The following is a 25,093-nucleotide window of genomic DNA, read 5'->3' on the forward strand; positions in this document are numbered from 1 at the left end:
ATCATAATGAACGCTTTACTTCGTTGGCATTTTATCGGCTGGGCCTTGTGCTTGTTCTCGATCGCTGCTGGCACGGCACACGCCCAGGCAGCTTCTGCGACACCTCAAGGGATCTCCTTTCAAGTGCTGCGCGTGATTTATCTTGAGAGCGATAAGAAAGGGGTCACCCTGACGGCCAGCAACAGCAACCCTTACCCCTATCTGATGCAGTCCTGGATCCAGCCTGTCGACACCGCCACCGGCAATGTGGCCGAGGGAAAGCATCCGGCTATGCCATTTATTGTCACCCCACCGCTTGCGCGCCTCGAAGCCAATAGCGATCTGACGCTGCGTATTCGCCGTAATGCCGTGGTGCTACCGGCCGATCGTGAATCCGTCTTCTTTATCTCGATGAAGGCGATCCCCGCCCAGGCGGCACCGGAACAACGCACGGAAGATAAGCAGATGGTCTTGACGGTCACCAACAATATGAAGGTGTTTTACCGCCCGGAAGGGCTGGTTAAGCGCGCCGTGGCCGATATGGCCCCCAAGCTGAAGTTCCGCCGTGACGGCAACCAGTTGATTGCTGAAAACCCTACCCCGTATTGGCTGACATTCTCACACCTGAGGGTAGGAACAGCGGCACTGGATAAAGCGCAATTACGCCTGATGGTTCCCCCTAAGGGCCAACAGCATTACACCCTGCCAAACACGGCCTCTGGCAACGTGACATGGCAACTGATTGATGAAGACGGTTGGAGTACCCCAGTCGAACAGCGCCCTCTATAAGTTTTTTGCAGTGACGTACGGACAATACCCTGACTTTCGTTATGGACGCGATAATTAATGACAACACGACATACTGATCTCACCTTGTTGCCAGTGCTGGCAGGAGCAACTCTCTTGGTAAGTGGTAGCCCCGCCGTGGCCCAAGACTATTTTGACCCAGGGCTACTTTCCTTAGGGGGGACTAACGCAGCGGCTGTGGATCTGAGCGCTTTTGGCACATCGGGGAAAACACCGCCAGGCACCTATACCGTCTCTTTGTTTATCAACCAGATAGATCAGGGGCAGCACACCCTGGTCTTCGAAGCGAATGCCCATGGTGATATTCAGCCACAACTCACGTCAGACTTCCTGCACAAACTGGGGGTGAACACGCAGGTTTTGCCGACCTTTGCCGGGCTAGCACCGGAAAACCCCGTCGACGACCTTGCGGCATTGATTCCTGAGGCAAAAATCCAGTTCGACTTAGCCCAACTCCGCCTGGATATCAGCATCCCGCAGGTGGCAATGCAGCCCAACGCGCAAGGGTCGGTTGATCCTGCCTTATGGGAGCATGGCGTGCCTGCGTTGTTATTCAACTATAACCTGAATGGCGGGCGCAACTGGCAGAGTGAACAGCAAGGTATGGGAAGCAACACCCAGACCAACCTGTTTGCCAACGTGCAAGGTGGTGCTAACTGGCAAGCCTGGCGCCTGCGCAGCAACATGACCTATTCACGCAATACCAATAGCCAGAGCAACGTGGCGGGGCAGACGACTCAGAGCACGCAATTTAGCAGCACTTACCTGCAGCGCGATATCCAGCCCTGGCGTTCGGAAATTCTGCTGGGGGAAAACAACACCGAAAGCGACGTGTTTGACAGCATCCCGTTTCGTGGGGTCAAGCTTAATTCCAGTGACGACATGCTGCCCACCAGCCTGCGCGGCTTTGCGCCGATCATCAGCGGCATTGCGCAAACCAACGCACGCGTCACGGTAAGCCAGAACGGTAACATCGTCTATCAGACCTATGTGGCGCCAGGGCCATTCCGTATCAATGACCTGTTCCAGACCGGCCAAGCGGGTGACTTGCTCCTCACCATTCACGAGGCCGATGGCACCGTCCGCACCCAGACGCTGGCCTTCTCATCGCTCCCGGTGATGCGGCGGCAAGGCAGCCTGAAGTATGAAGTGACGGCAGGCCGTTACAACGGTGGCATTACGGTCGACTCGCAGCAGGCAGAGTTTGTGCTCGGCACCGCCATCTACGGCCTGCCACATGATATCACCCTGTATGGTGGCACACTGTTAGCCAAAGATTACACCTCCGTTGTGGCAGGTAGCGGCTTCTCCCTGGGCAACTTTGGCGCACTGTCGGCAGATATCACCGCCTCTAACACCAAACTGCATGGACAGGACGATCATCAGCAAGGGTATTCGTACCGCCTGCGTTATGCCAAAAGTATGCTGAGCACCGGTACGGCCGTGGATCTCACCGCCTACCGCTATTCAACGCGCAACTATTACAGTTTCTCTGACTTCAACAATCAGGGCTTCCAGCTCAGTGACGGCCAGGTGCCGTGGGCCTTGGAACGTCAGCGCTCCAATCTCCAGGTGCGGCTCAGCCAGCAACTGGATTCATGGGGCTCACTGTATCTGTCCGCTTCTCGTAACGATTTTTGGGGCAATGACAAGGTGCTGAACACGGTGTCGGCGGGTTACAACGGCAGCTACCGCGGTGTGAGTTACGGCCTGGCCTACAGCATTGACCGGCTGAACGGGGATGGCAGTTGGCCAGAGAACCGCCAGCTATCGCTGAACATGCAGGTGCCACTGAATCTGTTTGGTTCGTCACCGGCTCTACGTAACACCTATGCCAGTTACCAGATGACACACGACAATCATGGGCAGGTGCAGCAGCAGGCCGGGATTAATGGCAGTGCGCTCGACAACCGCCTCTCCTACAGCGTGATGCAGGGTTGGTCCAACGGGCAAGGCAACAATAGCAGCACGCTGAATACCGGCTATCAAGGCAGCAAAGGCTCAGCCAGCATGGGCTATAGCTACGACAACCAGAATCGCTCGCTGAACATGAGCGGTAACGGGGGCATCGTCGTGCATCCAGAAGGGGTGACATTCAGCCAGATGCTGGGCAACTCCGTTGCTGTCGTCAGCGCACCGGGCGCCAAAGGCACCAGCGTGATGAATGGCGACATCCGTACCGACAGTCGCGGCTATGCGGTAGTGCCCTATCTGTCGAGTTATCAGCTCAACAGCGTCGGCCTGAACCCGGCCACCTTGCCGGACGATGTGGATGTGACGCAATCGAGCCTGAACGTGTACCCAACCAAGGGCGCAGTAGTAATGGCCAACTTTGCCACACAGGTGGGTTATCAGGTGCTGATGACGCTGCAGTTGGCTGGCAACACCCCGGTGCCGTTCGGGGCGCTGGTGGCCGTAGAAAACACGGCGGCCAACAAACCCAATACCGGCATTGTCGGCGAAGCGGGCCAGGTATACCTGAGCGGCCTGCCGGAACAAGGGAAACTCAAGGTGACATGGGGCAAAGAGGCAAACCAACAGTGCCAGGCCTCTTTCAACCTGAAAAACGCTTCAGCGCCATCAGCCAATAACCCGATACATATGCTGACCGTAGCCTGCCAGGGGCAATAACCCCGAAGGCCGCCAGAATCACTATAAAAAAGGAATATGACAAAGATGAAAAACCTGCAAACACTGCCATCAATTCAGAAGAGCAATCACCACCGGAGTACTCTGCGCCTATTGACGGCGTTGACGTTATTATTGGTGTCTGTCCCCTCGTCCAGAGCCATCGATATCATCACTATCGGCAAAGGAAGCGGCATTGTTTGGGAGGGATACCCCTTTAGTGCAAATATGTCAGGTACTATCGGTAATGCCAGGTTGAACAATATCTATGGCATAGCCGCAATATCCAACAGCCCAAACGTCTGCATGGATGCTGCGAAACTTGAAGAAATTGGGGGTTATATGGCATTACCGATCGCTCCAGGGGTAGGGCTGATCCCCAGGGCGAGCGTAAGCGCGAGCTACCTTGTTGCCCCTTCCAGCACTCGGGAAACGCTAACCGGTATGATAGGGTTACCCCGCACAGAGGGGAGCACCAGTTCAGGGGCTTTCATCACGAATCCAACGATAAATCCTACCTCTGGATCCAGGCAGTGGTGTTTACCTCCACGGCCGAACAATGTGACTAATTTTTATCCCGTCAACTCTCTACGAACTGTGCAAATCACAGGCTCTTGGGCAATGGTGGCTAATGGCAGCCAAACCAGCCAGCAAGTCACCATTCCAGCCATGTACGCCGCAAGCTTGCAGGCAGGCTCTGCTGCCGCAGATCGTTCTCAACAGATTTTACCCAGCGCGATCACTCTGCGTATCTCTACTCTGATCTGCACCGTGGCGACCACCACCAATATCAACTTTGGTGGCGTACAGCGTAATAGCCAGGCGGGCAGTGAGCTGGCACGCCTGACTTATCCAATGATGGTCTCCTGTTCACAGGATTCGGACCGCATTGACGCCAATATCAACGTCCAGTTCCGTGCTGGCAGCGGCCTGTATTCAGCCATCCCAACCCGGTTGGCGCTGACACAGGGTGGCGGCTATATCACTGGGGAAATCAACAATGGCGTTACTGGCAGCGGTGATTGCAACGGCACCACCGGCATTCCGTTTGATAATACCCAGCTTAAAGTGGGCAATATCGCCAGCAGTGAATCGACAAAAGTGATTAATAATCAGGTTACCTGGCGTTTGTGCTCAGGGGGTGCCAGCCTGCCGCTGGGGCCTGTTGATGCCTCAACGGATATGCTGGTCACGTTTAACTAAGCACCTGCTTATTCTGCTACTAGCAGCGTAACGGAAATATCTCGATATCAATTAGCCTGGAAAATACGGTATTGTTTCTCCGTTTTTTCCAGGTTTTTTCTGGTAGAAATAAGGAGCATCTGCATATTAAAACCATTAACAATATAAAAAGAATGGAGTCGTATCAAAATGAGTGAGAATACGGAAAATACCATCGCAACACTCAGTACCCATAATATCAATAACCCGGCTCAGGGTTGGATCAACGGCTTTTTAGGTATGTTGATTTTCAGCGGGTCTTTGCCCGCAACGCGCGTAGCGGTGCTTGAGTTTGACCCGACTTTCCTGACGGCAATCAGAGCAGCCCTTGCGGGCATACTGGCCGTTGCTGCACTGTTGATAATCAAGCAGAAACTACCGCAAAGGCATGAAATCCTGCCACTGGCGTTTGTCGCGCTCGGCGTGGTGATCGGTTTTCCTTTACTGACGGCACTCGCGCTGCAACATACTACATCGGCACATTCCCTGGTCTATATCGGCCTTCTTCCGTTGGCAACCGCCTGTTTTGGCGTGATACGCGGCGGAGAACGACCAAAACCTGCTTTCTGGCTATTTTCCATACTTGGCAGTGTGCTGGTGGCTGGTTTTGCCTTGAGCCAAGGTTCCGGCAGTTCATGGCTTGGTGACGTGCTAATGGTTGCCGCCGTTCTCCTTTGTGGCATGGGCTATGCCGAAGGTGCAGTACTTACGCGTAAACTGGGTGGATGGCAGGTGATTTCTTGGGCCCTGGTAATCTCTTTACCGCTAACGGCGGTAGTTACCGTACTTTCAGCCCCCAGCGCTTGGCCAGTGGTCAGTCACGCAGCCTGGATATCTTTAGCTTATGTCTCGCTGTTCAGCATGTGGATCGGTTTTATTTTCTGGTACCGCGGCCTGGCACAAGGCGGCATTGCTACAGTTGGTCAGTTGCAGTTGCTGCAACCCTTTTTTGGCCTCGCGCTGGCAGGGTTGGTATTACATGAAGCCATCCAGCTTTCGATGATTACCGTCATGGCCGGTGTATTGGTGTGCGTCTTTGGGGCGAAAAAGTTTTCCTGATTGTCATAATTGAGCACCAGCGCGGAATACGGTGCTGGCGTTGTTTATTGCGGTGAGCTGATGCCAGAATGAGGCGGTTTAATGTTTGGACAACGCATTTTATTTTTCGCTTACCGTAAGCAAAGCGCTAGTCAACGATTAAACTGCCAGACGGAGGTGTGCAAACTTCTCACGAAGGGCTTTGGGAGAAACTTCGATTTTATCCGATGATTGACCCGTTTCAATCGCAGTAGAAGTCACTACAGAACGAACAATCTGCTCACGGGAAGGTTTGGTATAAGATGACACCGCTTTTTTAGTACTACTCATCACAACTCCCATCTGCATGCCATATCACTAGGGCACATCATAAGCTAGAAACGTTGCTGCTGTGCCAGCATTTTACTGGGGCAGCAGAGCTTCCCTAAATCGCCGCTCCTGATACCACAAAAAATCACACTCCCCCACTAACCACACCACATCAAATGCTCTCGCAGGCTGCGCGTCTCTTCCGGCAACCCTGCCAGCACGGTTTTATAGCGTGCCTCTTTGGGGTAGCCGCGCATGGCTTGCAGCAGCAGGCGCAGCGCGCTGTCCCAGACGATCCCCTGCAAATCGCTATACGGCCATAAATCCGGTTCGGCGATAAACGGCACCAGGTAGTCGATCCCTAACTTGACGCTTCTGCCATCGCGCACCTCGTTCCAGCGATCAAACTCGACGTGCTCCGCGTAACGGTTAAGCAGCAGATGCGCTTCCAGGTTAAACAAGGAGTAGTGGAACGGCACCGGGCGCTCCAGCTCCATGGTCTGTTTGCCATCCTGATCGATCTGCGCCGCCATACGCTGGGTGATCCCCTGCTGGATAATCCGCGCCACCAGCCCTTTATCGCCATAAAACAGCGCGTTTACCGCACGCTGTGCGTCGTACCAGGTACCGTGGTTGTTGTGCCACACATATTCAGAGTGACCAACCTCGCTGTGATACATCCAGTGGTTAAAATCACGGAACCACTGATGCAGGCCGATAATATCGTCGGTATCCAGCACCCCGGCACCGCTGATCAAACCAATGGTGTCGATCACCATCCACATCAGGCGGGTGTCGATAAGCCCGGTACCGCGCCCGGAAACAATGCCCGGGATCGCCTGGCCATAGTTCAGGTGCGGGTTCATCAAAGTATCGGCATGGAGAAACCAGCAGCGGATCTGTTCGGCCGCCGCCAGCGCATATTTGCGCTGATCGGTGAAATACCACGCCAGCCCGAGCGTCAGGCAGCGCTCACACATGCGGATCACCCGCGTAGTGTCGGTATCATTGTTCTGGCACTGCGGGTTGGTGTGCCCGTCGCGCCGGATATAGGGCAAGCCGTTGGGCCGCCGCGGGTTCGGCCACCAGTAGGTTCCCAGGCTGTAATAATCATGAGGATCTCCACTCACCGGCCGCAGCTTCTTATTGACGACCGTTTCCAGCGGCTGGCCGCGCAGGGTATCGGCTTCGCTGACCAAACGGGTCAGCGCAGCCTGTAACGGGGAAAAAGGCTGCTGCAACCGATGCCGGGCATTTTCCAGACAAGTGACATCCAGCGTATATAACTTCATTCTGGTCCTTATATTACTCAACACATTCAGGAACACGCTGCCCGCTCACAGCGTCAAAAATATGAATACCCGCCAGCTTGGGTTGCAGCCACACCGTTTCCCCTTCCTGCACGTCGAGGCGCTGCTTGAATACTGAAGTGAACGCGCCACCGCCGGTGTTGCAGAACAGTTGCATATCCGAACCGGTATTTTCGATCGCCGTAATGGTGGCTTTCAACGCACCGCTGTGTTCGCTTTCATGCACCACGTTGACCTGCTCCGGGCGAATGGCGTAAACCACTTGTTGCCCCGGCCGCACCTGCAGGCCAGCCGGCAGGCGCAACCGGGAATCATCCGCCAAGCGCAGCAGGGTTTCATCGCCCTGCATCACAATTTCCCCTTTCAACTGGTTGATTTCTGGCGAGCCGATAAACCCGGCCACGAACAGATTGGCTGGCCGATCGTACAGCTCCAGCGGGCTGCCGACCTGTTCAATCCGCCCGTCGCGCAGCACCACAATCATCTGCCCCATGGTCATGGCCTCGATCTGATCGTGAGTCACGTAGACCGAGGTGGTTTTCAGGCGGCGATGCAGCTCGCGAATTTCACCACGCACCTGGGTACGCAGTTTGGCATCCAGGTTGGAAAGCGGTTCGTCGAACAAAAACACCTGCGGGTTACGCACAATCGCCCGGCCCATCGCCACCCGCTGACGCTGACCACCGGAAAGATCTTTCGGCAGGCGATCGAGCAACACGCCGAGCCCGAGCAAGTCTGCCGCTGCTTCCACCTTGCGGTTGATTTCCGCTTTCGGCAGCTTGGCCATTTTCAGTGCAAAGCCCATATTCTCCCGCACCGACATTTGCGGGTAGAGCGCGTAGCTCTGGAACACCATCGCAATATCGCGCAGCTTGGGTTCCACGTCGGTGACGTCTTTTTCATTGATCGCCACCTGCCCGCCGGTGATCTCCTCCAGCCCGGCAATCATACGCAGCAGCGTCGACTTGCCGCAGCCGCTGGGCCCCACCAGCACGCAGAACTCACCGTCAGGAATGGTCAGCGAGACATCTTTGATGACATGCGCATCGCCATATGATTTACAGACATTGCTCAATACAACGGATCCCATGTGTCGCTCCTTATCCTTTCACTGCGCCGGACATAATCCCGCGGTTGAAATGTTTTTGCAGGCCAAGATAAACGATGATGCTGGGCAGCATCGCCAATAACGTGATGGCAATAAAGATGTTCGGGGTGATGCTTTCGTCGGTGCGCAGGGTGCTGAGGATCACCGGGATGGTGTTCAGGCTGTCCTGATTCACCACAATCAGCGGCAGCAGATACTGGTCCCAAATCATGATAAAGCCGAAGGTAACCACGGTGCCTAACGCCGGTTTTACCAGCGGCAGGATCACGTGGAAGAAAATCTGCCATTCGTTGGCGCCGTCGATGCGCGCTGCCTCTTCCAGCTCTTTGGGGATGGCGGCCATAAACTCGCTCAAGACGAAAATGGAGAACGCCCACCCCACCACCGGCATAATCATCCCGAGGTAGCTGTTATACAGCGAGGCATCGATCACCGGCAGCCGCCAGTTGATGATCATATACAGCGGAATGGCGATCACCTCTTCCGGTAACATCATGGTCGAGAGGATCACCAGGCTGACCAACGACACGCCGATAAACTTTTTACGGGCCAGCGCGTAGGCCGCTAGCGCACTAACCGAAACCTGCAGGATAGTGCCGAAAAACACCACTACCATCGAGTTCAGCAGATATTGCCAAACGCCGATCTCCTGCCAGGCAAAGATAAAGTTTTGTAGCGAGAAGGCGTTCGGCCACGGCAGCAGCTCACCCGGTTTGACCGGTGCGGCGCTGAATGCGGTGGCAACAATGCCCCAGAACGGGCCAACAAATACCACCAGCAACAGCGCATAGATCATCCAGCGGCCAATGGTATCCCAACGTTTACTCAGCATAATGGGCTCCTTAATAGCGGGTGATGCGCTTTTTCAGCGTGAGATGGCACAGGGTCAGCAGCACGGTGAAGGCAAACAGCAGGAACGACACCGCCGAGGCATAGCCGTAATCAAACTGTTCAAAACCGAGCTTGTAGATGTGCGTCATGATCATTTCGGTGGAGTTGGAAGGCCCGCCGCCGGTGGTGGCATACACTTCGGCAAACACGCGGAAACCGCGGATGAAAGACAGCATCAGCACCACCGAAAGCGCCGGGATCATGCCGGGCAGCGTCACGTAGCGCAGGCGGTTCCACCAACTGGCCCCGTCGACATTGGCGGCGTCATACAGATCGCGGCTGATCCCGGCCAACCCGGCGATAAAAATCACCATGTTGTAGGGCACCGCTTTCCAGATATGCAGCAGCATGATCACCCACAGCGCCTGATCGGAACTCGCCAGGAACCCCTGATCGGCAACGCCGAACCAGCTCAACACCTGGTTGATCACGCCGTTTGGTGTCGGGTTAAACAAAATGCGCCACATTTCGGCGACGATCGCCGCACTGGTCACCGCAGGCAGAAAAATGGCGGTGCGAATAAAGCGCAGATGGCGCGCCGGGCCTTCCAGCAGCATCGCCAGGAAAAAGGCCAGCACCGCCCCGACCACCATGGTCACGATCACATACAGGAAGGTATTGAACACCGCCGAATGCAGGCCGGCATCCGCGAAAGCGCGGGTAAAGTTGGCAAACCCAACCCACTCATCCGCTTGATTGAAGTTCACCTTGTAAAAACTCATCACCAAGCCTTGCAGCATCGGGATAAATTTAAACCAGGTGAAAATGACCAGGGCCGGGGCCAGGAAAATCCACGGCACCAGATTCCGTTTCTGGCGGGAAGTCAGCATGATTATCATCGCTCTCAAGGAGTTAACAAGGTGCCCTTGTGGGCGTAATACCACTCAGTTAAGACTAACCAGTCCCCTCTCCTTCGGGGAGAGGGTTAGGGTGAGGGGGTATCGCTGAGCTAAAGCCCCTCACCCCGGCCCTCTCCCACAGGGAGAGGGGGCGTCACTGTTAGCATGGTGCCGAATGATGATGCACTTTCTGCTTAACTGACCGGCATTACCCCTCCTGGCGCCGTTTAAGGTATTACTTCGCCAGCACGTTCTGCTTTTCCAGCTCGGCGTTGACTTTGCCGTTGGTGGCTTGCAGCTCAGCAGCAATATCACCGTTGCAGTCCGCCAGAATGCGGTTGAAGCCTTCGGCGGTGATCTGGCGGATTGGCGTCCAGTTAGGCACCTGCGGCACATAGCGCCCCTGTTCGGCATACAGCGTGGCAAAGGTGGCCCAGCGCGGATCGCTATAAACTGCCTGGGTATCCACCAGCTTGTTCACCGGCAAACGCACCACCGGGATATTGCTGCTGCCTTTACCCATGCCAATCTCTTGCCCTTCCTGGGAGATCATGAATTCGATGAACTTGCGGGCTGCCTCCTTCTTCTGGCTGCTCTTCATCAGGAATACCGTAGTACCCTCCGCCAAGGTGGCCCCGCTTTTCGGCCCCTGTAAAGGCACTACTTCAAAGGCGTCTTTCCCCGGATCTTTATCAAACAGCGCAATATGATAAGGCCCGCTGAAGAACATACCGCTCTGGCCGGAGCGGAAAGACGGGATCACGTCGGCGGTCGTGGCGTTAATCGCCCCCGGCTGCACCACTTTGTCGCACAGCATGCCGCGCATAAACTGCAACGCTTCCACCGCTGCCGGTTCATCCAGCGAGGCTTTAAACTTGCCCGGCGCAGATTCACGAATAAAATCGCCACCGGCCTGCCAGAGAAACGCGCTCATAAACCAACTGGCGTAACCGCGCGTGGTGGAAGCCGGCAGAATAAAGCCGTAGGTATCGTCTTTACCGTTGCCGTCCGGGTCTTGCGTAGTAAAGGCTTTTGCCAGTTTTGCCACATCTTCCCAGTTTTTGGGCTGCGGCATGCCCAGTTTCTCGCGCCAGTCTTTGCGCACAAACAGCGCAAAGGTTTGAGCAGAGGTCGGCACCCCGTAGTACTTGCCATCGGTATAACGGGTGCTTTGCCAAGCGAGCGGATAGATGTTGTCGTGCCCGGCAATGCTTTTCGGGTCGATCTCATCGGCGATACCGAGCTGAATAAACTGCCCAATCGCCACCGCATCGTTAAAAATCAGGTCCGGCAAGGCATTGCCTGCCGCAGCCCGCGCCAGACGTTGTTCAAAGTCGGTGGTGGCGTTGAAATACTCAATTTTGATACCGGTTTTTTTCTCAAAGGTTTCTGCTTCTTTCTTGTAGATGTTCTTTGAGTCGTTGCTGGCGCGGATCCAGACATTCAGGGTCTCTTCGGCATAAGCCTGAGTAGCCCCCAAACCGAGTACAGATAACAATAATAAGGATTTAATTTTTATCGCAGACATTTTTATTCACATCCTTTTTAAGATATTTAACGGTGATGAAAACGGAGTGAACCCAATAAACTTATATTTTAAATAAATGCCCAACCATTAAATCGAATGCCATTTTTAAACACAATGCCATAAAAATAGAAATATCGTTTCAAAATCAAAAAACCTGCTACAGATCACACCAAAAAGTGACAAAGAAAGTGACAAAATAAACTATTTATTTAAAATCAATAAATTAAAAAAACACAAATATTGGTTAAAAAATAAAATAATGTTGATGGTTATCGCTTTTCGTGATGAACAACCCAATTTTTAGGGTTATTTTTAATCTCAGAGTTAAATTTGAAGTGCGTCACAAAAAAAATCATGCGCTCTCTTACACTGCGCCACTACCAGCTTGAAACATTATTTCAATTTGACTTTTCCCGGAAGGAAATAGCATTGAAAATGCATCAAGGTATATTTCCTAACTTCGCAGTTAGCGGATATTTATTGCCCAAATAAAATAAATAATCACATCCTCTGATGAATGGAGAAAATTATGCGACCGATAACAATGGCTTTATTGTCCCGTGGTTCTTGGCTAGCATTGGCCGTTGCCGCTGTGTTGCACGTTAACGCCAGCCACGCCGCAGAGGCCCATCCGCTGATCCTTAAGCTGGACGATTTACAGTACAGCCAGCAGCAACTGGCCGCGCAAAATCCGGCGTTTATCGGTGCCTACAACGCACTCATCACCAAGGCAGACAAGGCGCTTGGCAAACCGCTGTATTCGGTCATGGACAAGAGCCTGACGGCGGCCAGCGGTGACAAGCATGACTACTTCAGCTTCCCCCCCTACTGGTGGCCCGATCCCGCTAAAAAAGATGGCCTGCCTTACGTGCGTAAAGACGGTGAAACCAACCCCGCCGCCAACAGCGACGCCACCGATAAGAAACGCCTCAACAGCATGAGTGACGACGTCTGGACGCTGGCGCTGGCCTGGCAGTTCAGCCAAAAACCGGCCTATGCCGAAAAGGCGCGCGATCAGCTCGTCAACTGGTTTATCAACCCGCAGACCCGCATGAACCCGAACCTGCAATATGCGCAGGCGATCCCTGGGATTAACGACGGGCGCGGTATCGGGCTGATCGACAGCCGGGCACTGGTGGAAGTGATCGACGCGGTTGAGCTGCTGCGCCCGGCCAAGGTGCTCAGCGAAGATGATTACCAGAAAATCAAACAGTGGTATGGCGATTTCTACCGCTGGATGACCACCAGCCAGAACGGTTTCGAAGAGGACAACTGGCATAACAACCATGGCACCTATTTCGACCTACAGGCCGCCTCCTTTGCCCTGTTCAGCGGCAACCTTCCTGAAGCGAAAAAACGCCTGCAAATCACCCAACTGCGGCGTATTGCTGCGCATTTTGATCGTGAAGGCCGCCAGATGGCGGAACTTGAGCGCACTCGCCCATGGCATTACAGCAACTTCCACCTTGAGGCTTACAACAAGCTGGGGCGTTTAGGCGAGGTGGCGGGCGTCGACGTGTGGAACTTCGCCCTCGATGACCATAGCCTGCGTAAAGGCTACAGCTACATCGCCGGGTTTGTTAACAGCGAGGCGCAGTGGCCCTGGAAAGACATCGACAAAATGGATGCACAAAAGGCCTTGGTCAATATGGTGAGCGCCGCCCGCGCCTGGCCGGATGACAAACAGTTCAGCGAAAAGGCCCAATGGCTGATGGCAAGTTATCCAGATGATATCACGACGCTTATCACCCCATTAAAACACTGATGCTCGGGAATAGGGATTAACAGCGATGAAGCAGTTCACCACGCAACAACTTATTCTCCTGAAAACACGGGCGGCGCAGCAGCCACAGGTGATTGAGCACGTGAAAGCGCAAAACGCCGTGGTGCTCAACACCCCGGTTCAAGTGCCAGAAACCGCTATAGCCACCTGGAATCTTTACTATTTTTGTCCGGATCACGGCGTGCGGCTGGTATGGGATCGCGATTGCCCCACCCACCATCGCTGCCCGGTGGATGGGCGGCTGTTTAGCGGTGAACCCTATGACGGTGCCTGGTGGCGCGAGATGAACGGCCTGAATGCCAAGGCCTGCCATCAGTTGGGGCTGCTGTGGCAACTGACCGGCGTGGCGGAATATCGGGATAAAGTCACGGCAATCCTGACCGCCTACGCGACGTTCTACCCCGATTACCAGGTGCACGGTAATATTCCTTACAACGGGCCGGGCAAAATGAATGCGCAAACCCTGTGCGAAGCCAACTGTCTGCTCGATTTTGCGTTAGGGTTTGATTACATCGCGGAAACGCTGTCGCCTGAACAGCATGACTACATCGCATCCCGCCTGCTGCGTTGCGGAGCGGAGTTTTTGGTGGCCCACCGCACACCGCAGTTGCACAACCATGAAGTGAAGATCGGCAGCGCTATCGGCGTGCTGGGGTTTATCCTGCAGGATGAGGCCTTGCTGGAGTTTGCCGTTAATCAGCCTTACGGCCTGCGTTACCAGCTTGAGCACGGGCTGTTTGACGAGGGGTTATGGTTTGAAGGCTCGATCCACTACCACTTCTATGCGCTCCAGGGCTTTCTGGCGTTTGAAAAGCTGGCCAAGGGCAGCCGCTGGAGCCTGCTGGATGCCCCCTTCTACCGCAAAATGCTCAGCTTCCCGCTGCAGTTGCTGATGCCGGACGGCAGTTTCCCACGCATTAACGACTGCATCTACGGTCAGGAAAAGCTCGATCACAGCGATGTCTATGAGTTTGCCTGGTACTGCTACCGGGATGAGGTTTACGCGGCGGCGCTACAGGCGATTTACCGTGATACGCCGCGTGCCAATATCGACGCGCTGCTGTACGGCAGCGAACTCCCCTTACAGCCGTTGGAAGTGATCCCGCAGCAGCATCTGCATGCGCCGAACTGCGGGATCACCATCTGGCGCAACCCGGCCAAACGCCGGGCGCTGCTGGTGAAGCACACGCCCTACGGCGGTGAACATGACCATTACGATCGGCTAAGCCTGCTTCTGTTCAATCAGGGCAAAGAGATCCTGCCCGATCTCGGCACCACCGGCTACGGCGCACGGATGCACTACGCCTACTATAAGAACAGCGCCACCCATAACACGCTGGCGGTGAATCAAACCAACCAGCCCCCGGCCGTGCCGCAGGTGCTGCATTATCACGAAGCCGAGGCGTTCTGCTGGCTGGATACTGAAGTTGACTGGCGCCAGGCACCACCGGTGCTGGACAGCCATACCCGGGTGGAGTGGGACAGCCAGGCCTACCGCGATATCCGTTTTCGCCGCCGCCTGCTGTGGCTCGAGGGCGCGCTGATCGACATCAGCAACATAGACAACCCGCATCGCCAGCAGTTGGACTGGACACTGCATCTGCCGGGTAAAGCGCTGGACGCCACGGGGGACTGCGCGCCATTCAGCCAGCATGGGCCGTTAACGGTGATGCACGATGCGCGGGTGACGCCGCTGCTCAACAGCCAGCCGCGCCACTTTGCGGTTTCGCGCGATGGGCAGGCGCTGTGGCTGTACGGTGACGCCATGCTGTGGCAAGGCTCCGCTCCCGCCAACCCGGCGGTGACCGATTTAAGCTATCTGACACTGCGCAGCCACCAGCCAAGGGCAGAGTTTATTTGCGTATGGGATTTTGACAATAAACAGCCGGTGACCGACATGCAGGTGAAGCGGGATAACGGCGGCCTGCGCATCCAGATGCGGCGCAGTGAGCTGACCCTGATCGTCGAAGTTAACGATGATGCCAGTCAACTACCCCAGATGCATGCGCGGTAAGATTGTTTTGGGTATACAGAATGCGGGTATCTTTGCCACAATCAGAACTTGCGTATCAGTGGATCAATAACATGGCAACGGGCATTGTGATCGCCGCCGCCGGGCGGGGTGAACGCTTCACTCAGGCCGGTGGCACGGGGAATAAACTCAACGCCGCACTGCAGGGCAGCACGGTGTTTGAACAGACGCTGCGCCAGGCACTGGCGTCCGGCCTGCCGGTGCAGGTGGTGACCCGGCCGGAAAACCTGCCGGTACAGCGCGCCTGTGCCGCGCATCAGGTGCCGGTCACGCTGCTGGCGAGCGGGGGGCTGGGGGAATCTATCGCCGCGGGCGTTGCGGCCACCTCCGGCTGGCACGGCTGGCTGATTCATCTGGCGGATATGCCCTTCGTTACGCCAGCGGTGTTTCTGCAGGTTGCAGGCGCATTACAGCAACACAGCATCGTTCGTCCGGTCTGCCAACGGCAGCCGGGCCACCCGGTAGGTTTTTCTGCCGTCTGGCGCAACGCCTTGTGTGCCCTATGTGGCGATCGTGGCGCCCGCGATCTCCTCAGCCGCGAGCCGGTGTATCTGCTGCCGCTTGATCAACCCAGCATCGTGCAGGATATCGATTTGCCCTCACAGCTCCCTTCGCCCCCCTGAGCTGAGCCGCTTATCAAGCTGATAATCTCCTTATCAGATTGATAAATTATCACCACCTGCCTCCACCCTAAACGTCGTATTCCTACCAAAAAGCGGTATCAGTTCACGAAATTCATCTTCCCCCGGTGAGTCACCCGATGATGGCCTGGTAGTTGCTGTTACCTCTACTATGCCCAAAATAATTCGAGTTGCTTGTAGGCGGCAACTGATCGAAGCCCCGGGAGCTTACTCAAGTAAGTGACTGGGGTGAGTGAGGGCAGCCAACACCCAAGCAACTTGAAGTATTACGGGTATAGCGGCTTTTTTCTATCACCAGGAGGGCCAATATGGCTTTAGGAGTGTCGCTTAAACGCGTTGATGCAGAGGCCAAAGTCACCGGCCGGGCACGCTACACCGACGATCTCAGCATGCCCGGCATGCGCTATGCCAAATATGTGCGCAGCCCGATCGCCCATGGCTTGGTTACGCGCATAAATACGCAAGCCGCCCTGCAATTGCCGGGAGTAGAAGCCATCTTCACCTACCTAGATGTGCCGCAGCAGTGCTTCCCAACGGCCGGCCACGCCTGGTCGCTGGATGCCAGCAAGCACGACGTTGCCGATAAACAATTGCTGACCGGACATGTGCGCCACCACGGTGATGGCGTGGCGATCGTGGTCGCCTGCGATCCGCTGACGGCAGAAAAAGCCGCTCAATTGGTCGAGGTTGAATATCAGGAACTGCCGGTGATGATCAACGCCACCTCCGCGCTGGCGGCCGATGCCCCGCGGCTGCACGGCGGCACCAGCAACGTGCTGAAACAGCACGCGCTAAAAGGTGGCGATCCGGATACAGCATTGGCTGCGGCAGAGGTATTGGTTGCCGGCCATTACCAAACGCAGGTGGTACAGCATTGCCATCTGGAAGGGGTGATCTCCTACGCCTATATGGACCAACTGCAGCGCATAGTGGTCGTCTCCAGCACCCAAATCCCCCATATTGTACGCCGCGTGGTTGGCCAGGCGCTGAACCTGCCATGGTCGGCGATCCGGGTGATTAAGCCCTATCTCGGCGGCGGCTTTGGCAATAAGCAGGATGTGCTGGAAGAACCGATGTGCGCGTTTCTGACCTGGAAACTCGGCGGCGTGCCGGTCAAGATCGAACTGAGCCGAGAAGAGTGTTTTTTGGCCTCCCGCACCCGGCATGCGTTTGCGGTCAGCGGCAAGCTGGGCGTGAGCAATGACGGCATTCTGCAGGCCTACAGCCTAGATGTGCTGTCTAACACCGGTGCCTACGCCTCTCACGGCCACTCCATCGCCGCCGCGGGAGCCAATAAAATTGCTTATTTATACCCGCGTATTGCCCTTGGTTATCAAGCCACCACCTATTACTCCAACCTGCCCAACGCCGGGGCGATGCGCGGCTATGGCGCACCACAGGTAACCTTTGCCCTGGAATGCATGATGGACGAGGCAGCCGCTCAGCTAGGCATGGATCCTCTTGAGCTGCGGATGAAAAATGTTGCCCGCCAAGGGGATACCAACCCGCTAAATCATAAAAAAATCCACAGCGCCGGTATTCTTGAATGTCTGCAAAAAGGCCGCGAACTGTTTGAATGGGACGCCCGCCGCGCCGCCTGCCTGAATCAAAGCGGGCCGATCCGCCGTGGCGTTGGCGTGGCGTGCCTGAGCTATGCTTCCAACACTTATCCGGTGGGCGTGGAGATCGCCAGCGCCCGCCTGCTGATGAATCAGGATGGCACCATCAACCTGCAGATTGGTGCCACGGAAATTGGCCAAGGCTCCGATACGGTGTTCGCCCAAATGGCGGCAGAAACCATCGGCGTGCCCTCCTCTGCCATTTATGTTATCTCCACGCAGGATACCGACATCACCGCCTACGATCCCGGCGCGTTTGCCTCGCGGCAAAGCTACGTTACCGCCCCGGCCATTCGTCAGGCCGCGACTGAACTGCGCACCAAAATCATCCAGCATGCGGCCTATATGTGCGGCCAGCCCTCATGGGCACTGGATGTCATCAATGGAGAAGTGGTGTTTAAAACCCGGCCGGAACAGGCGCTGTTCTCGGTGCAGCAGGTTTCCATGAGCGCTCATTACGATCAGGAGATCGGCGGGCAGCTGATGGCCGAGGTTTCCTGCAAAACCCGCAGCAACCCGCCAGCTTTTGGCTGCACCTTTGTCGATCTCACCGTTGATATCCCGCTGTGCAAAGTCACCATCAACAAGATTATCAATCTGCACGATTCTGGGCAGATCCTTAACCCGCAGTTGGCCGAAGGCCAGGTACATGGCGGGATGGGCATGGGGATTGGCTGGACGCTGTTCGAAGAAATGATCGTTGACGAGAAAAGCGGCATCGTGCGCAACCCCAATCTGCTGGATTACAAATTCCCAACCATTCTCGATCTGCCCGACCTGGATTGCGCCTTTGTTGAAACCTATGAACCGCAATCCGCCTACGGGCACAAGGCCTTGGGTGAACCGCCGCTGATTTCGCCCGCCCCGGCGATCCGTAACGCCATCTGGCTGGCCACCGGCGTGAAGATAGATGAGTTGCCGCTCACGCCGAAAACGCTATACCGACATTTTGCGCAAGCAGGCCTGATCGAGTAACAGGAGAACGGCATGTACGACATCGCACACTATTATCGAGCGGCCAGCATAGGCGATGCCGTGCAGCAATTGGCGGCCGATCCCCAGGCAAAACTGATTGCTGGCGGTACCGATGTGTTGATCCAACTGCACCATATGAACGACAAATATCGCCACCTGGTGGATATTCATGATTTGGCAGAATTGAACGGCATCAACCTGCTGCCGGATGGCACGCTGCGCGTCGGCAGCGGCACCACCTTCAGCCAGATTATCGACTCCCCATTGGTTCAGCGTTACGTCCCCGTGCTGGCCGAAGCCGCCGCTACCATCGCCGGGCCGCAGGTGCGTAACCGTGCCACGCTGGGCGGCAATATCTGCAACGGAGCCACCAGCGCCGATTCGGCGTCACCTTGCGTAGTGATGGAGGCCGAGTTGGAGATCGCTACCGTTACAGGGTTGCGCCGCACGCCGTTACTCGGGTTCCATACCGGCCCCGGCAAGGTGGCGCTGGAGCACAGTGAAGTGGTGGTCGCCTTGCTGTTTCGGCCACAGCATTACCAACACTATGGTGCCAGCTACTTCAAATACGCCATGCGCGACGCGATGGATATCGCCACCATCGGCTGCGCCGCCGCCTGCAAAGTTGAAAACGGTCACTTCAGCGCGGTGAAGATCGCCTTTGGCGTTGCGGCGCCAACGCCGATCCGCGCCCCCCACGCCGAAGCCGCCGCGCTTGGTCGCCCGGTTAATGCACAAACCCTCGCCGCCGTGCGTGAGGCCGTATTGCACGACGTATTGCCGCGCTCATCCTGGCGGGCCAGTAAAGAATTCCGCCTGCACATCATCCGCACATTGGCAGAACGCGTTCTGGCCCAGGCGGCTCAGCGCGCCGAAGGAGCGTTATCATGATGATCAATTGCACAATCAATGGCCGCCGGTATCAGTTCACGGTGGATCCCCGCTGGTCGCTGATGGAGTTACTGCGCCAGCAAGGGCTCAGCAGCGTCAAACAAGGGTGCAGCGTCGGTGAATGCGGTGCCTGTACGGTGCTGATCGATGGTATCGCCACCGACACCTGTATTTATCTGGCGGTTTGGGCCGATGGCAAATCGATTCGAACGGCTGAAGGCGAGGTGAAAAATGGCGAACTCTCCGCCGTGCAGCAGGCATATGTGAATACGGGGGCTGTGCAATGTGGGTTTTGTACGCCGGGGTTGGTGATGGCGAGCACTTCGATGGTGGAACGCTTTCGCGGCAAGCGCCTTACCGAGCAGGAGATCCGTCGCGGTCTAGCCGGGAATTTATGCCGCTGCACCGGCTACAGCGCGATCGTCAAGGCGGTTCAGCAAGCGCAGTTACTGGATGAGGAAACGCCGGGTTGATTTGCTGACTGAACTCATCGGCAGCGTCTGCCCGGTTTCATACCGCTGACGCTGCCACTACGGCTAATGGTGGATCTTCGCCAACTCTTCGGCAGAAAGGCCGGTCAGTTCCATCACCAGCGTGCGATCAAGACCGTTAGCCAGCATGGAGCGGGCGATTTTCAACGTGGCTTCACGCTCCCCTTCCTGACGACCTTCCACACGGCCCTTCTCAATGCCTTGTTGTTCAAGCTTCTGTGCAATAGTCATTAATACCTCCTCATGCTGTGGTGCACGACTTGCCAATTCACGGATAAAAGCTGCCGGTACGGCCGTGTCACCTACCTGTATATGCCTTAAACTTACCACAAGATGCTATGTGTTTATATTATGAACACCCTGGCAAATCTTCCTCACATAACACCATCTCTTGTTCCTATACTGGACGAGTATTTATTTCGGTCGCTAAAGATTTGGTGTTCATTCGGCAGCACGATGAACGCGCCCGAGCAGGGGGCTCAAGAGCCAGCCCCCTGCACCCCGGCCCTTGCCATATCAGCGGGTGCAGGGCCCCGCCTTGGGCCCTGCAATTGCCAATCACTGTCGTTTCATAGAATGACACTCTGTTTCTGGCCATTCCCATAACACCTTGCATACATAGACCAAACCGTTGTGAACAAGAACGACCACAGAGAAAAAACTCAATCAAATCGCCCAGCCCCCGGCATAGAACGCCACCAACGCGGCCGCGATAATCACCGTGCCAATATTCAGTTTGCGCCACTCGTTCGAGCATACCCGGCCAATCACCAGCGTGCTGAAGCCCAACATAATGCCGGTGACGATATTACAGGTCAGCACGATAAACACCGCACACACCAGGCCAGACATTGCATCTACAAAGTCGTTGAAATCCAGTTTAGTGACGTTGCTCAGCATCAGCAGGCCAACGTACATCAGCGCAGGGGCGGTAGCGTAGCCGGGTACCAGATAGGATAACGGTGACAGAAACAGCATCAGCAGGAACAACACCCCCACCACCGCCGCAGTGACGCCGGTCTTGCCCCCGGCCGCCGTTCCCGCTGCGGACTCAATATAGACCGCAGCCGGTGAAGCGCCGACCAGGGCAGAGAACATACTGCTCATCGAGTCGGCGGTTAACGCCCGGCCACCGTTGATAATCTGCCCGTCCTGATCCAGCAGATTGGCCTGCCCGGCCACCGCGCGGATGGTACCGGTGGCATCAAACACCGCCGTCATCACCAACGCCAGCACGCTCGGCAACACCAGCGGATTCAGTGCGCCTTTGATGTCCAGGCTGAAAATCAGCGATTGCCCATCCGGCCCGCTCAGGCTCGGCAATGCAAATAACCCCTGATACTTCACGTTCGGATCAAAGATCAGGCCAACGATGGAGATACCGACGATCACCAATAAAATTCCGCCCGGCACGCGCAGTTTCTCCAGCCCGAGGATTACCGCCAACCCCAGCAGCGACATCATCACCGGGAAAGAAACAAACGATCCCAGCGCCACCGGTAAACCATCCAGTGGGTTCTTGATCACCATGCCAACACCGTTGGCGGCAATCAGCAGCAGGAACAGGCCGATGCCAATCCCGGTGCCATGGGCAATGCCCATCGGCAGATTGCGTAAAATCCACGAGCGCACGCCGGTCACCGAAATAGCGGTAAACAGCAGCCCCATCAGGAAGATCGCCCCCAACGCCACCGGAATGCTGATGTGCTGGCCCAGCACCAGGCTGAAAGCGGTAAACGCCGTCAAGGAAATGGCACAGCCGATCGCCATTGGCAGGTTGGCCCACAGCCCCATCACCAACGAGCCGACACCGGCCACCAGGCAAGTGGCGACAAACACCGCGGCGGGGGGGAAACCGGCCTTGCCCAACATGCCGGGCACCACAATCACCGAGTAGACCATCGCCAAAAAGGTGGTCAACCCTGCCAGCACCTCCTGCCGTATACTGCTGCCCCGCGCGCTAATGTTAAAATAGGCGTCTATCGAACGGGTTGCTTTCTCTGACGTCACTTGCGAAAAATGATTAGACATTGCTATACCCTCTTAAGGTCTGCATTCGTTATCAACTACGCTTCTTTAAGTGCGTTCATAGACCAACCGGCCATCCACATAGGTGCGATAAATCGACCGGTCATCTCCAAGCGTCATCATGACAAATAGCTTATCGATCAAGGTGTTTGAGTTGTCATAGCGCAGCTGTTGCAGCGGCGTGGCCGTTGGTTCCAGCACCACGAAATCCGCCTCTTTCCCAAGGTTGAAATTGCCAATGGTTTCTGCCAGCCCGAGCGCATCGGCACCGCCCAACGTAGCCAGATAAAACGCCTCATAGGCCGACAGCCGATAGTTTTGCAGTTGCATCACCTTGTAGGCTTCGTTCAGCGTTTGCAGCATATTGAAGGTGGTTCCCGCGCCGATATCAGTGCCCATCCCCACCTTGACCCTTTTCCGCCAGGCGTTTTGCAGATTGAACAAACCGCTGCCGAGATACAGGTTGGAGGTTGGGCAAAACGCGATGGAGGAATGGGTATCACGCAGGCAATCCCATTCGGCATCCTCCAGGTGAATACAGTGGGCAAACACGCTGTTTTTGCCGGTCAAACCGTAATGATGGTAAACATCCAGATAGCTTTTACGCTCCGGGTACAAGGCTTTCACCCAGGCGATTTCTTCTTTGTTTTCCGATAAATGGGTATGCAGATAGGTATCCGGATACTCCTGGCGCAGCCGCTGGGCTACCGCCAGCTGTTCTGGCGTCGAGGTCGGCGCAAAGCGCGGCGTGATGGCGTACAGCAGGCGGCCATTGCGATGCCAGCGCTCAATCAGCGCTTTGCTCTGGGTATAGCTGCTTTCTGCGGTGTCCAGCAGATAATCCGGCGCGTGGCGATCCATCATCACCTTGCCAGCAATCAACCGCATATTGATGTGGTGCGCCGCCTCAAACAGCGCCTCAATCGATTCCGGGTGCACGGTGCCAAACACCAGCGCGGTGGTGGTGCCATTGCGCAGCAGTTGCTTGATGAAAAAGGCCGACATTTCCCGCGCATATTCCAGGTCGTTATAGCGTTTTTCTGCCGGGAAGGTGTGCTTGTTCAGCCAATCCAGCAACTGCTCGCCATAAGCCCCCACCATTTCGCATTGCGGGTAATGAATATGGGTATCAACAAACCCTGGTACGATCATTTTGCCACTGTAATCACGCACCCGAATGCTGGCGGGGATGCGCTGATGCCCATCGGCCCAGGTGCCAAACCAGTCCACACGGCCATTACGGATTAACAATAAGCCGTCTTTGATAAAACGCAGATGGCCTTCAATTTCTTCAGGGCACTGCACGGTACGGGTAATATCCAAAAAACTGCCCCGCACGGCCTTAATTGAGGATTCACACTCCATACATACATTCCTTTTAGCAATAAACGGGTAACGTTAATCCGTATTTTTTTCCGCTGAGGTGATTTCCAATTCGGCGGTATCGATGCAGCGGCCTTCGTTATTATTCAGCGGGATCAGCAAGTTCAGGAAAATAGCCGTCAGGCCACCGGCGCAGATCGGGTTTTCCACCAAAACGTAAATTGAGGCAGGTAATACGCGGAACACTTCTGGATCGTAAGAAACGCCAAGGCCCAGCCCCAGAGAGGTGGCAACAATAATGGTTTCCCGACGGTTTAATCCGTTGGAAATAATGATGCGGATCCCGGCGATGGCGATCATCGAAAACATCAGCGTCATTGAGCCCCCCAAAACTGGGGCTGGGATAGTAGTAAAAAAACGGCCAATCGCTGGGAATAGCCCCAGAAAAACCAGAATCACGGCAATATATTTGCCAATATGGCGCGACGCCACGCCGGTCATTTGAATCACGCCGTTATTCTGGGAAAAGGTGGTCAGCGGTAATGACCCCAGCATGGCGGCAATCACCGACACCAGGCCATCGGCTAATACACCGCCACTGAGGCGCGAAGTGTAATCTGGGCCATCAATTGGCTGATTAGAGACCATGGCGGTCGCGGTGATGCTCCCTACCGCCTCCAGTACGCTCAGCATGTAGATGATCCCTGCCACCATAAAAGCATGTAAATCAAATGAAAACCCATACTTAAAAGGGACCGGCACGGTCATCAACGGCAAGTTATGCAATACGGAAAAATCGACCATACCCAAACACAGCGCCACGACATAACCCGCGACGATGCCAATAGCGATCCCCCCCATGCGCAGCAGCGCGTTTTGGCAGCAGTTAAAGGCAATCACCACCAGCAGCACTAACAAGCCAACGCCAATATTTTCATAGTTACCATAGGTACCGCTGCTTTTAGCCGAAATACCGCCGCCAAAGTCGATAATGCCCACCTTGATCAGGCTCAGGCCAATCATCAGTACCACAATGCCGCTGACCGTTGGCGTAATCACCCGCTTCAGATAAGGCAAAATAAACGAGGAACCCACCACCAGAAAAGCGCCGACAAAAGAGACGCCAAGCAAAGTAGAAAGCATCGCATCCGCATGCAGACCATCTGCTTTCATGGTGCTGCCTAAGGCGATCATCACGGTGACAAAAGAGAAGTTAACCGATTGGATCGACAATAAACCGGAACCGATGCGGCCATAGCGATTCACCTGTAGCCAGGTGCCTATACCCGATGCAATCATTGCCATTGAAACCAGATAGGCGGTAATCTCCGTTGGAAGATTCAGTGCGGCACCAACAATTAATGCCGGAGCCACCATTGGCACAAAAATAGCCAATAAATGGGTGACAGCACCAATAATGCATTGATTAAACGGCGGCTTATCGTTGACGCGATAAATAATGTCACTATTTTCGGTCGGTATATCAGACATCCCTTTACTCCCTTCCAGTAAATTTGATCATCTGATTCAATAGACACGCGTTAACTGCTCCACGCCCTGCACTTTCGCCATATTGATTCCACGGGGCAGCCTGAGCTTTTTATTTCGCTCATTCTCTGTATGGCGGCAATAACAGTATTGAATCGCTTCTG

General features: G+C 55.3%; 19 protein-coding genes and 1 pseudogene. 10 read left to right on the top strand and 10 right to left on the bottom strand.

The features are described 5' to 3' along the window. Positions 1 to 6 precede the first annotated feature (6 nt). The 4 genes from BMI79_RS10655 (at position 7) to BMI79_RS10670 (ending at position 5,694) form a co-directional block, all read left to right on the top strand. Positions 7 to 768 carry a fimbrial biogenesis chaperone gene (locus tag BMI79_RS10655; RefSeq protein WP_076942126.1) on the top strand — a complete coding sequence of 254 codons (762 nt, stop codon included), beginning with the start codon at positions 7 to 9 and terminating at the stop codon, positions 766 to 768. Positions 769 to 882: 114 nt separating this feature from the next. Further along, the gene (locus BMI79_RS10660) at positions 883 to 3,417 is read left to right on the top strand and encodes a fimbria/pilus outer membrane usher protein (RefSeq protein WP_244157329.1); all 2,535 of its coding nucleotides are present in this window, start codon (positions 883 to 885) and stop codon (positions 3,415 to 3,417) included. A gap of 618 nt (positions 3,418 to 4,035) precedes the next feature. Continuing rightward, positions 4,036 to 4,617 carry an adhesin gene (locus BMI79_RS24220; RefSeq protein WP_241680037.1) on the top strand — a complete coding sequence of 194 codons (582 nt, stop codon included), beginning with the start codon at positions 4,036 to 4,038 and terminating at the stop codon, positions 4,615 to 4,617. A gap of 168 nt (positions 4,618 to 4,785) precedes the next feature. Next, complete coding sequence (locus tag BMI79_RS10670; RefSeq protein ID WP_076942129.1) at positions 4,786 to 5,694, top strand: DMT family transporter; 909 nt, start codon at positions 4,786 to 4,788, stop codon at positions 5,692 to 5,694. A 138-nt stretch (positions 5,695 to 5,832) separates the two neighbouring features. On the opposite strand, the gene BMI79_RS24030 is transcribed toward BMI79_RS10670, so the two are convergent. The 6 genes from BMI79_RS24030 to BMI79_RS10700 all read right to left on the bottom strand — a co-directional run bounded on the left by BMI79_RS24030 (position 5,833) and on the right by BMI79_RS10700 (position 11,658). Further along, on the bottom strand, positions 5,833 to 6,003 hold the full coding sequence (locus tag BMI79_RS24030) for a hypothetical protein (RefSeq protein WP_167370520.1): 171 nt from the start codon (positions 6,001 to 6,003) through the stop codon (positions 5,833 to 5,835). A gap of 137 nt (positions 6,004 to 6,140) precedes the next feature. Next, positions 6,141 to 7,274: an alginate lyase family protein gene (locus BMI79_RS10680; protein ID WP_076942131.1), complete on the bottom strand. Its 1,134-nt coding sequence runs from the start codon at positions 7,272 to 7,274 to the stop codon at positions 6,141 to 6,143. A gap of 13 nt (positions 7,275 to 7,287) precedes the next feature. Next, a complete protein-coding gene (locus BMI79_RS10685; RefSeq protein ID WP_076942132.1) occupies positions 7,288 to 8,382 on the bottom strand; it encodes an ABC transporter ATP-binding protein in 1,095 nt (364 codons plus the stop codon). Between the two features lie 10 nt (positions 8,383 to 8,392). Beyond that, a complete protein-coding gene (locus BMI79_RS10690) occupies positions 8,393 to 9,232 on the bottom strand; it encodes a carbohydrate ABC transporter permease (RefSeq protein WP_076942133.1) in 840 nt (279 codons plus the stop codon). Between the two features lie 10 nt (positions 9,233 to 9,242). Further along, positions 9,243 to 10,127 carry a carbohydrate ABC transporter permease gene (locus BMI79_RS10695; RefSeq protein ID WP_076942365.1) on the bottom strand — a complete coding sequence of 295 codons (885 nt, stop codon included), beginning with the start codon at positions 10,125 to 10,127 and terminating at the stop codon, positions 9,243 to 9,245. 238 nt (positions 10,128 to 10,365) lie between these two features. Next, positions 10,366 to 11,658 (bottom strand): ABC transporter substrate-binding protein, encoded by a 1,293-nt coding sequence (locus BMI79_RS10700; protein ID WP_076942134.1) that lies wholly within the window; start codon positions 11,656 to 11,658, stop codon positions 10,366 to 10,368. Between the two features lie 529 nt (positions 11,659 to 12,187). Here BMI79_RS10700 and BMI79_RS10705 point away from each other — a divergent pair. The 6 genes from BMI79_RS10705 (at position 12,188) to xdhC (ending at position 20,072) form a co-directional block, all read left to right on the top strand. Beyond that, positions 12,188 to 13,423: an alginate lyase family protein gene (locus tag BMI79_RS10705; RefSeq protein ID WP_425272349.1), complete on the top strand. Its 1,236-nt coding sequence runs from the start codon at positions 12,188 to 12,190 to the stop codon at positions 13,421 to 13,423. Between the two features lie 25 nt (positions 13,424 to 13,448). Further along, complete coding sequence (locus tag BMI79_RS10710; RefSeq protein WP_076942136.1) at positions 13,449 to 15,455, top strand: heparinase II/III domain-containing protein; 2,007 nt, start codon at positions 13,449 to 13,451, stop codon at positions 15,453 to 15,455. Between the two features lie 71 nt (positions 15,456 to 15,526). After that, a complete protein-coding gene (locus BMI79_RS10715; RefSeq protein ID WP_076942137.1) occupies positions 15,527 to 16,096 on the top strand; it encodes a nucleotidyltransferase family protein in 570 nt (189 codons plus the stop codon). Between the two features lie 308 nt (positions 16,097 to 16,404). Then, complete coding sequence (gene xdhA, locus BMI79_RS10720; RefSeq protein ID WP_425272353.1) at positions 16,405 to 18,708, top strand: xanthine dehydrogenase molybdenum-binding subunit XdhA; 2,304 nt, start codon at positions 16,405 to 16,407, stop codon at positions 18,706 to 18,708. Between the two features lie 12 nt (positions 18,709 to 18,720). Continuing rightward, positions 18,721 to 19,599: a xanthine dehydrogenase FAD-binding subunit XdhB gene (xdhB, locus tag BMI79_RS10725; protein WP_076942139.1), complete on the top strand. Its 879-nt coding sequence runs from the start codon at positions 18,721 to 18,723 to the stop codon at positions 19,597 to 19,599. Continuing rightward, positions 19,596 to 20,072, top strand: a complete 477-nt coding sequence (xdhC, locus tag BMI79_RS10730; protein WP_076942140.1) for a xanthine dehydrogenase iron sulfur-binding subunit XdhC — start codon at positions 19,596 to 19,598, stop codon at positions 20,070 to 20,072. The genes xdhB and xdhC overlap by 4 nt, the downstream gene beginning before the upstream one ends. 63 nt (positions 20,073 to 20,135) lie before the next feature. Here the strand turns inward: xdhC and BMI79_RS10735 are convergent. From BMI79_RS10735 to BMI79_RS10750, 4 genes and pseudogenes are all read right to left on the bottom strand, one after another. Continuing rightward, positions 20,136 to 20,402 (bottom strand): annotated as a pseudogene (locus tag BMI79_RS10735) (Rpn family recombination-promoting nuclease/putative transposase); the annotation flags it as partial. Positions 20,403 to 20,756: 354 nt separating this feature from the next. Then, entirely contained in the window at positions 20,757 to 22,121 is a 1,365-nt protein-coding gene (locus tag BMI79_RS10740; RefSeq protein WP_076942142.1) for an NCS2 family permease, read from the bottom strand. A 45-nt stretch (positions 22,122 to 22,166) separates the two neighbouring features. Then, positions 22,167 to 23,483: a guanine deaminase gene (gene guaD, locus BMI79_RS10745; protein ID WP_076942143.1), complete on the bottom strand. Its 1,317-nt coding sequence runs from the start codon at positions 23,481 to 23,483 to the stop codon at positions 22,167 to 22,169. A 33-nt stretch (positions 23,484 to 23,516) separates the two neighbouring features. Beyond that, positions 23,517 to 24,932 carry a nucleobase:cation symporter-2 family protein gene (locus BMI79_RS10750; protein WP_076942144.1) on the bottom strand — a complete coding sequence of 472 codons (1,416 nt, stop codon included), beginning with the start codon at positions 24,930 to 24,932 and terminating at the stop codon, positions 23,517 to 23,519. Positions 24,933 to 25,093: the final 161 nt, after the last annotated feature.

It is taken from the genome of Serratia oryzae, assembly GCF_001976145.1.
Taxonomy (GTDB): domain Bacteria; phylum Pseudomonadota; class Gammaproteobacteria; order Enterobacterales; family Enterobacteriaceae; genus Chania; species Chania oryzae.

Bases quoted from the DNA above. Each gene is read 5' to 3' on its own strand.
- BMI79_RS10655 (WP_076942126.1), top strand. From the start codon at position 7: ATGAACGCTTTACTTCGTTGGCATTTTATCGGCTGGGCCTTGTGCTTG.
- BMI79_RS24220 (WP_241680037.1), top strand. From the start codon at position 4,036: ATGGTGGCTAATGGCAGCCAAACCAGCCAGCAAGTCACCATTCCAGCC.
- BMI79_RS10670 (WP_076942129.1), top strand. From the start codon at position 4,786: ATGAGTGAGAATACGGAAAATACCATCGCAACACTCAGTACCCATAAT.
- BMI79_RS24030 (WP_167370520.1), bottom strand. From the start codon at position 6,003: ATGAGTAGTACTAAAAAAGCGGTGTCATCTTATACCAAACCTTCCCGT.
- BMI79_RS10680 (WP_076942131.1), bottom strand. From the start codon at position 7,274: ATGAAGTTATATACGCTGGATGTCACTTGTCTGGAAAATGCCCGGCAT.
- BMI79_RS10685 (WP_076942132.1), bottom strand. From the start codon at position 8,382: ATGGGATCCGTTGTATTGAGCAATGTCTGTAAATCATATGGCGATGCG.
- BMI79_RS10690 (WP_076942133.1), bottom strand. From the start codon at position 9,232: ATGCTGAGTAAACGTTGGGATACCATTGGCCGCTGGATGATCTATGCG.
- BMI79_RS10700 (WP_076942134.1), bottom strand. From the start codon at position 11,658: ATGTCTGCGATAAAAATTAAATCCTTATTATTGTTATCTGTACTCGGT.
- BMI79_RS10705 (WP_425272349.1), top strand. From the start codon at position 12,188: ATGCGACCGATAACAATGGCTTTATTGTCCCGTGGTTCTTGGCTAGCA.
- BMI79_RS10710 (WP_076942136.1), top strand. From the start codon at position 13,449: ATGAAGCAGTTCACCACGCAACAACTTATTCTCCTGAAAACACGGGCG.
- BMI79_RS10715 (WP_076942137.1), top strand. From the start codon at position 15,527: ATGGCAACGGGCATTGTGATCGCCGCCGCCGGGCGGGGTGAACGCTTC.
- xdhB (WP_076942139.1), top strand. From the start codon at position 18,721: ATGTACGACATCGCACACTATTATCGAGCGGCCAGCATAGGCGATGCC.
- xdhC (WP_076942140.1), top strand. From the start codon at position 19,596: ATGATGATCAATTGCACAATCAATGGCCGCCGGTATCAGTTCACGGTG.
- BMI79_RS10740 (WP_076942142.1), bottom strand. From the start codon at position 22,121: ATGTCTAATCATTTTTCGCAAGTGACGTCAGAGAAAGCAACCCGTTCG.
- guaD (WP_076942143.1), bottom strand. From the start codon at position 23,483: ATGGAGTGTGAATCCTCAATTAAGGCCGTGCGGGGCAGTTTTTTGGAT.
- BMI79_RS10750 (WP_076942144.1), bottom strand. From the start codon at position 24,932: ATGTCTGATATACCGACCGAAAATAGTGACATTATTTATCGCGTCAAC.